Annotated in this window: 1 protein-coding gene; it reads right to left on the bottom strand. The window is 74.4% G+C overall.

The window, feature by feature from the left end:
- Window positions 1–3,457, bottom strand: a 3,457-nt coding sequence (locus ABZ441_RS32790; RefSeq protein WP_358980938.1) for a glycosyltransferase family 2 protein, incomplete at its 3' end; no start/stop codon positions are given.
- Window positions 3,458–3,769: the final 312 nt, after the last annotated feature.

The following is a 3,769-nucleotide window of genomic DNA, read 5'->3' as shown; positions in this document are numbered from 1 at the left end:
CGTACGTACCGGTGCCGTCCTGGTGGGTCCCCGGATTCGCCGTGTACGGATCGGCGTTCTGCTGAGCCGGGATGTACCCCCCGGGCGCCTGCTGGGGAACGCCGGGAGCCGTCTGGCCGTATCCGGCCGCCGTGCCGTCCTCCGCGTACGCCGTACCCGCAGGGTCCTCGCCCGCGGCCCCCGCTTCCGCCTGCGCGGCCGCGCGCAGCCGGCGTGCCCGGCGGCCCTCCCCTGCGACCGGCTCGGCCGCCACGGCCTCGGTCTCCTCGGGCAGGTCGTCGTCGATCTCCCGGCGTCGGCCCGGCAGGGCCAGCACCACCAGGACAACGAAGAGCGCCACCTGGGTCCAGACCCAGGCGGTGTGGGTGACAGGGGTGTCGTAGGTGAGGTCCAGCGTGCCGCCCTCGGCAGGCAGCTCGAAGCCCTGTGCCCAGCCGTCCACTGTCTTCGGGGTCAGCGTCCGGCCGTTCAGCGTGGCCTGCCAGCCCGCGTCCGCCGCGTCGGCGACGCGCAGCACCCGGCCCGGGTCTCCTGCGGGGATCTCGGTGTGCGCCTCGACGGCCAGCGATCCGACCGGTACGGGCTCGGCGCCGGCGCCGGTGGAGACGATCGAGACACGGGAGACCTGCCGGTCGACCCACCACAGAGCGCTGCCGTCCAGCTGGCTGAGCCGGCTCAGGCCCGGGGTGGCGTCCAGCACCCGGCTCATCTGCCGGGGCGCCCCGTCCCGCACGAGGACGTAGCGGATGGCGAAGCCGCTGAGCTGGCTGCCCTGGTCCGCGCCGGAGCCCGCGACCAGGTTGGCGACGACCTTGTCGAGGTGGCTGTTGCTGCCGCCCGCCTCGGTCAGTTCGGCGTCGCCCAGACGGGCGCCGGAGCCCCGGACCAGGCTGTAGGAGACGGCGGCCGGGGACGTGCCTCCGAGCACCAGGGTGCGGGCCTGGTCGCGGGTGCTGCTCTCCTCCGCGACGAAGGCGGGCACCTGCACGGGGTCGCGGCGCTCCACCGGGCCGGCGGCGCCGCCGATCATCCAGCCCGCCGCGGCCAGGACCGGCGCGAGCCCGGCGGCAAGGGCGATCAGCGCGGCGACCGGCTGGCGCCAGCCGAAGCTCAACGCGGCGACCCGCACCCGGGCGCCGTCCGCGCCGAGCAGGGCGGCGGCGAGCAGCGCGATGCCGTAGACGAGGGTCGCGGGCCCCGCCCAGGTGGAGCCGTTGGAGACACCCGCGAAGACCAGGGAGACGAGGACGACGACCCAGGCGGTACGGATCGCGAACTGCCGCTCCCCGCGCAGCAGTGCGGCCAGCGCCGCCAGCACGATGCCCAGCAGGAGGACACCGCCCGCGGCCTTGGGGCCGCCGGGGCTGATACCGAGCAGGTCGAGGGCGGAAGCCGTACCCGTACCGATGTCGAGACCGGCCTCCTCCAGGAAGCCGGACGGGCTGGTCAGCAAGGACAGTGACCAGGGTGCGAGAACCAGGATCGGGGTGCCCGCCATGGCCAGGAAGCGCAGTCCGTACGCGGCGATGTCGCTCCGGCGCAGCACGAGTACGCCGATGCCGAGCACCACCGCGAGGGGCCACACGACCGGCGTGAAGGCCGTCGTGAAGGTGAGCAGCAGGGTGTACGCCCAGGTGGCGCGCCAGCTGCCGCGTGCGGTGGAGCCGTCGCCCCGCAGCCCGTGCGCGGCGACTGCCGCGCGGGCGATCAGCGGCAGCAGGACGGCCAGGACGGCCGTGCCGAGGCGTCCGGTGGCCAGCGCTCCGGTGGCCGCGGGCAGGAACGCGTACGCGACGCTCGCCCAGGCCCGCAGGAGCCGGGACTCGAGCAGCGGCCGGGAGGCGAAGTACGCGGTGAGCCCGGCGAGCGGAACCGAACAGACCAGCAGAACGGTGAGCGCGAAGCCCGTGGAGCCGAGGAACAGCGCCGACAGTGCGGCGAGCACACCGAGGTAGGGCGGCGCGGACTGGGTTCCGCCGGTACCGACGGGGTGCCAGCCGTCCGCGTAGCGCCCCCAGAGGTCGGAGACGTCCGCGGGAGCGGGCAGCAGTGCACCACCGGCGAGGGCGCCGCCCGACAGGAGACCCCGGCAGGCCACCAGCGCGATGAGGAGGAGGAGCGCGAAGAGCACCGGGCCGGGCTTGCGGCCGACCTTCTTGAGCCGCGCGAACTGTTCGATCTCCAGGAAGTCGGCGTCATCGCCGCCGGGCCCGGACTCGACCGCTCCGTGCCGTGAGCCACCGGAGTCGGATTCGGTGCGGTTGCCGAAGTTGCCCGCGACCTGCTCGACGGTGGCGCGGACCGTGGCACCGGGCGGCGGGAAGAGCGATCGCAGCTCTGCCGCGTCCACCACTCCTCTGCCGCGCGCGCGGCGCGCGGCGATGATCCTCCCAGGACGCAGCAGGGTGCCGAAGAGCCCGGCGACCTCGTCGAGTGCCTGCCCCGGCACCTTGCCGACCAGGTAGGCGAGGGTGCGCAGCAGGGTACCGACGAGAAGGCGGAACAGGGACCAAGGCAGTTGCTTGCCCCGGGCGTTGACGAGCATCGTGTAGACGGCGCCCGCCTTGTCGACGCGGTGCGGGCTGGTGACCGAACGCCCGGCGCAGTCGATGGGGCGGCGTTCCCGGGCGGAGGCCTCCGCGTGCCGCAGGACCGCGTCGGGCGCGACGAGCACCCGGTGGCCGGCCATGTGGGCGCGCCAGCAGAGGTCGACGTCGTCACGCATCAGCGGGAGCCTGCGGTCGAAGCCGCCGAGCTCCTCCCAGACGTCGCGGCGCACGAGCATTCCGGCCGAGGAGACGGAGAGCACCGTACGGACCTGGTCGTGCTGGCCCTGGTCCTGCTCACGGCGGTCCAGCCCGGTCCAGCGGCGTCCGCTGTTGGCGATGGACACGCCGACCTCGAGGAGTTGCTTGCGGTCGTACCAGCCTCGCAGCTTGGGTCCGACGATCGCGGCGTGCTTGTCGTTGTCGACGACGCGGAGCATCTCGGCGAGCGCGTCCGGCTCGGGGGCGCTGTCGTCGTGCAGCAGCCAGAGCCACTGGACGGGTTCGCCGTGCGGAAGCTCCGGTTGGTCGTAGGCGTCGTCCCGCCAGCTCCGGGTGACCGGGTCCCAGCCGCTGGGGCGCTTCAGGTACGGCAGGTCGTCGGGGGTGAGGACCCCTGCGGTGCGGGTGGCCTCCTCGACGGCGGTGCCGAAGCTCGTACGCCGCGCCAGGTGGAGGACGCGCTCACCGCCGAGTGCCTCCGTGACCAGGCGGGCGGAGTCGTCGGCGCTGCCGGTGTCGGCGGCGACGACGTTCTGTACGGGGCGCTCCTGCCCCAGCAGTCCGGCGAGCACGCGGGGCAGCCAGCGTGCGCCGTCGTGCGAGACGAGCACGGCGGTGACGACGTGCCGGGGGAACTCTGGAGCGGCGGCGGCCTCGTTCGGCGCCGGCGAGTGGCTGTGCACGGACATCGGGGTAGGGGCCCTCCGGCCGGGTCCGGAGGGGGGTCCCCCCGGGGGCTGCATCGGTGTACACGCGCGCCCCGGCGGGGCGTTGACGCGTCTCTCGGACGGGGCCCCACACTAACGGTACGGATGTCCGCCCCGCGCCGAGCGGTTGACCGGCGGGACCGGAGGCGGCCGCAGGCACCGGAGACGGCCGGACGCGGCGATGGCCCGGGGGCCGCACCCTTGCGCATGGAGCCCTGATGGTCGGCTGGGGTGGTCGGCTCAACGGTTGGGCGGGCGGGGGCGAACGTAGTCCCGTTGTCGAGGAGGTCTTCG

Source organism: Streptomyces sp. NPDC005752, from assembly GCF_040630715.1.
Classification (GTDB): Bacteria; Actinomycetota; Actinomycetes; order Streptomycetales; family Streptomycetaceae; genus Streptomyces.
This window is presented reverse-complemented; position numbering and strand designations above follow the sequence as displayed.